The organism is Streptomyces sp. NPDC056361 (genome assembly GCF_042262805.1).
Taxonomy (GTDB): Bacteria; Actinomycetota; Actinomycetes; order Streptomycetales; family Streptomycetaceae; genus Streptomyces.
The window spans coordinates 1-4434 of the sequence record NZ_JBHJQI010000279.1 but is presented as its reverse complement, the minus strand read 5'-3'; the positions used below and the strand labels follow the sequence as shown (position 1 = coordinate 4434).

Sequence of the window (4434 nt, the reverse complement as noted above, 5' to 3'; positions counted from 1 at the left end):
CGGCCGGACGGCCGGGGGCGCCCGCCCGTGCGGCGGTCTTGTGCGTGCCTCCCCGGAGGGCCACTATCACTCCTGGTGCATGTCAGGGACACGTCACCTGATGGCGCCTCACGGGCCCGCCACCCACGGGCCCCTCCGCTTTCTTCCAGAAGGAGAACAGTGAGGAGCGCAGTGAGGAACACCCGCACCCGTCTGCTCGCCGTCGCCGCCGGTCTCGCCGCCGCCACGGCCCTCGGACTCCCCGCCGCCCAGGCCGCCCCCAGCCCCGGCCCCGCCGGAGCCGCCCAGCTCGCCCGCGCCGACGCCGCCGTCGACGCCGCCGGCGTCGACGGCACCGCCTGGTACGTGGACAGAGCCGCCGGCCGGGTCGTCGTCACCGTCGACTCCACCGTCACCGACGAGGGCATCGCCAGGATCCGCGGGGCGGCCGGCGCCGACGCCGGGGCACTCCGCGTCCAGCGCGCCCCCGGCGTCTTCAAGCCCCTGCTCGCGGCCGGGGACGCCATCTACGGCAACGGCTACCGCTGCTCGCTCGGCTTCAACGTCCGCAGCGGCAGCACGTACTACTTCCTCACCGCCGGGCACTGCGGCAACGTGGCGAACACCTGGTACGCCAACTCCGCCCAGTCCACGCTGATCGGCGCCACCACCGGGTCCAGCTTCCCCGGCAACGACTACGCCCTGGTCCGCTACGACAACACCTCCCTCTCCCACACCGGCGGCTTCACCGCGGCCGACGCCTACGTGGGCGAGTCCGTCAAGCGCTCCGGCTCCACCACCGGCACCCGCAGCGGCACCGTCACCGGCCTCGACGCCACCGTCCACTACTCCGGCGGCGGCACCGTGCGCGGCATGATCCAGACCAACGTCTGCGCCGAGCCCGGCGACTCCGGCGGCGCGCTCTACGACGGCACCAAGGCGCTCGGCATCACCTCCGGCGGCAGCGGCAACTGCTCGACCGGCGGCACCACGTTCTACCAGCCGGTGCCCGAGGCGCTCGCCAAGTACAAGGTGAGCCTGTACTGAGCAACTCCCGTACACAGCTAGCTAGTTGAAGGCCGTACGGCTGAAAGGCGCCCTTGCGGCGTGAAGTCGTACGGCCCGAGACTCCCCCCACAGCGCCGGCCCCCGGCCGCGCCTCACGGGTCCGACACCCCACTGCGGGCCCCCGATTCCCCTCTGGAGGAACGAGAAGTGAGGACCATGCGCACCACCCCCACGCGAAACATCCGGATGCTCGCCGTCGCGACCGGGCTCGCCGCCGCCGCGGCGTTCGCCGTCCCCGCCGCCAGCGCCGACTCCGCCGGAACCTTCGGCGCCGCCCGGCTCGCCGCCACGGGCGACGCCGTCCTCGCCGCCGACGTGGCCGGCACCGCCTGGCGCGTCGATCCGGCGAGCGGCACGGTGGTCGTCACCGTCGACTCCACCGTCTCCCCGGCCGAGATCGCGAAGATCAAGCGGCAGGCGGGGGCCAACGCGGGCGCGCTGCGCGTCGAGCGCACCCCCGGCAGGTTCAACAAGCTGATCTCCGGCGGCGACGCCATCTACGCGAGCAGCTGGCGCTGCTCGCTGGGCTTCAACGTCAAGGACAGCGCGGGGAACTACTACTTCCTCACCGCCGGCCACTGCACCGACGGCGCGGGCACCTGGTACTCCAACTCGTCCCGCACGACCGTGCTCGGCTCCACGGCCGGATCGAGCTTCCCGACCAACGACTACGGCATCGTGCGCTACACCAACACCTCGGTGACCAAGTCCGGCGCGGTCGGCAGCGTCGACATCACCAGCGCCGCCAACGCCACCGTCGGCATGTCCGTCACCCGCCGCGGTTCGACGACGGGCATCCACAGCGGCACGGTGACCGGTCTGAACGCCACCGTGAACTACGGCGGCGGCGACATCGTCTACGGCATGATCCAGACCAACGTCTGCGCCGAGCCGGGCGACTCCGGCGGCCCGCTCTACTCGGGCAGCCGGGCCATCGGCCTGACCTCGGGCGGCAGCGGCAACTGCTCCTCGGGCGGCACGACGTTCTTCCAGCCCGTGACGGAGGCGCTGAGCGCCTACGGGGTGAGCGTGTACTAGGCGTCACCGGGCCCGGAAGCCCTTTTGTGAATGCGTTCACAAAAGGGCTTCCGGCCTCTGCCTCCGGGCCCTTTTCCGCCCCTTCTCGCAGGTCATCGGGTGTCGAATGGAGACATCAGAGACAGAGGGACCCGGAGAAGGAGTGCCTGCCATGGAGGCCGAGGAGATGGTGGACGGACTGGTGCGGGACGCCCTCGGGGCGCTCGACCGAACGGCATCACCGAGATCGCCGGGCCCGTCGGCGTCGTCTGCGCGATGACCCCCGTCACCAACCCCACCTCGACCACGGTCTTCAAGGCGCTCATCGCCCTCAAGACCCGCAACCCGATCGTCTTCGCCTTCCACCCCTCCGCGCAGAAGTGCCCGGCCGAGGCCGCCAGGATCGTCCGCGACGCCGCCGTCGCCACCGGCGGGAACGCCATGGTCAAGGCCGCCTACTCGTGCGGCAAGCCCGCCCTCGGCGTCGGCGCGGGGAACGTCCCCGCCTACGTCACGAAGAGCGGCAGGCTCCCGCGCGCGATCCACGACATCGTGCTCTCCAAGGCCTTCGACAACGGCATGATCTGCGCCTCCGAGCAGGCCGTCGTCCTCGACACGGAGATCTACGAGGAGGGCATCGCCGAGTTCGAGCGGCTCGGCGCCCACGTCGTCACCGCCGCGGAGAAGACCAAGCTGGAGGAGTACGTCTTCGGCACCACGGCGTACGCGACCGGCTGCGACGGCGCCAGCCTCAACGCGGCCGTCGTCGGCAGGTCCGCGCACCGGATCGCCGAACAGGCCGGCTTCGAGGTCCCCGAGGACACCTCGATCCTCCTCGCCGAATGCGCGGAGGTCGGCGAGGGCGAGCCGCTCACCCGCGAGAAGCTCTCCCCGATCCTGGCCGCCCTGCGGGCCGACTCCACCGAGCACGGCCTCGAACTCTCCGCCCGCATGGTCGAGTTCCACGGCCTCGGCCACAGCGCCGCCATCCACACCGAGGACGAGGAACTCGCCGAGGAGTTCGGCCGGCGCGTCAAGGCGATCCGGGTCATCGTCAACGCCCCCTCCGCCTTCGGCGGCATCGGCGACGTCTACAACTCCTTCCTCCCCTCCCTCACGCTCGGCTGCGGCTCGTACGGACACAACTCCGTCTCGAACAACGCCATCCGCTACCTCGGCGAGATGGAGGGCCTCAAGCGGGTCACGATCGTCACCGACCGGACCATGGACGAGATCGGCTTCGTCCGGAAGGTCACCGACATCCTGAACGGCCGCCCCGAGCCCGTCGCCCTCCAGGTCATCGACTCCGTCGAGCCCAACCCGGAACTCGCCACCGTCCGGGCCGGCGCCGCCATGCGGGACTTCAGGCCGGACACCATCGTCGCCCTCGGCGGCGGCTCCCCGATGGACGCGGCGAAGATCATGTGGTTGATGTACGAGCGGCCCGAGGTCGAGTTCGCGGACACCAAGGAGAAGTTCTTCGACATCCGCAAGCGCGCCTACCGCTTCCCGAAGCTCGGGGAGAAGGCGAAGCTGGTCGCGATCCCGACCACCTCGGGAACCGGCAGCGAGGTCACCCCCTTCGCGGTCATCTCCGACCCCGAGGCCGCGCAGAAGTACCCGCTCGCCGACTACGCGCTCACCCCGGACGTCGCCATCGTCGACCCGGTGCTGCCGCTGAACCTCCCGCCCGCGGTCACCGCCGACTCCGGCTTCGACGCCCTGACCCACGCTACCGAGGCGTACGTCTCGGCGTACGCCAACGACTTCACCGACGGCCAGTGCCTCCAGGCCGTCAAGCTGATCTTCGAGAACCTGGAGACCTGCGTGACGGAGGGCGCCAAGGCCCCCGAGGCCCGCGAGAGGATGCACAACGCGTCCACCATCGCCGGCATGGCCTTCGCCAACGCCTTCCTCGGCCTGGTCCACGCCATGGCCCACACCCTCGGCAACACCTTCCACGTCGCCCATGGCCGCACCAACGCGCTGCTGCTCCCGCACGTCATCCGGCACAACGGCACCGTCACCCACAAGGCCGTGCCGTGGCCGAAGGCCGAGGTCTACCGGGCCCCGGAGCGCTACCAGGAGATCGCGCGGATGCTCGGCCTGCCGGCCGCGACCCCCGAGGAGGGCGTGGAGTCCTACGCCCGGGCGGTCGAGGAGCTCCGCACCCGGTGCGGCATCCCGGCCTCCTTCCGGGAGGAGGGCGTCGACGAGGCGGCCTTCCTGGCGGCCCTGCCGCAGCAGGCGGCGAACGCCTACGCCGACCAGTGCGCGCCCGCCAACCCGCGGATGCCGATGATCGACGAGATGAAGGAACTGATGACCCGGGCGTACTACGGCGCGTAGACCCCGGCACGGTGAAGGCCC

The 4434-nt window shown here is 71.2% G+C and carries 3 protein-coding genes; all 3 read left to right on the top strand.

What is annotated here, in order from left to right; all coding sequences use genetic code 11:
* Positions 1–171: 171 nt before the first annotated feature.
* The 3 genes from ACFCY7_RS39965 to ACFCY7_RS39955 all read left to right on the top strand — a co-directional run bounded on the left by ACFCY7_RS39965 (position 172) and on the right by ACFCY7_RS39955 (position 4413).
* Positions 172–1026, top strand: coding sequence for a S1 family peptidase (locus ACFCY7_RS39965; protein ID WP_376490994.1), 855 nt, complete (start codon positions 172–174; stop codon positions 1024–1026).
* Positions 1027–1203: 177 nt separating this feature from the next.
* Positions 1204–2085: a S1 family peptidase gene (locus tag ACFCY7_RS39960; protein ID WP_376490993.1), complete on the top strand. Its 882-nt coding sequence runs from the start codon at positions 1204–1206 to the stop codon at positions 2083–2085.
* Between the two features lie 255 nt (positions 2086–2340).
* Positions 2341–4413, top strand: coding sequence for an iron-containing alcohol dehydrogenase (locus tag ACFCY7_RS39955; protein WP_376490992.1), 2073 nt, complete (start codon positions 2341–2343; stop codon positions 4411–4413).
* Positions 4414–4434: the final 21 nt, after the last annotated feature.

Coding starts and splice junctions, on each gene's coding strand:
- ACFCY7_RS39960 (WP_376490993.1), top strand. CDS start 1,204: ATGCGCACCACCCCCACGCGAAACATCCGGATGCTCGCCGTCGCGACC.
- ACFCY7_RS39955 (WP_376490992.1), top strand. CDS start 2,341: ATGACCCCCGTCACCAACCCCACCTCGACCACGGTCTTCAAGGCGCTC.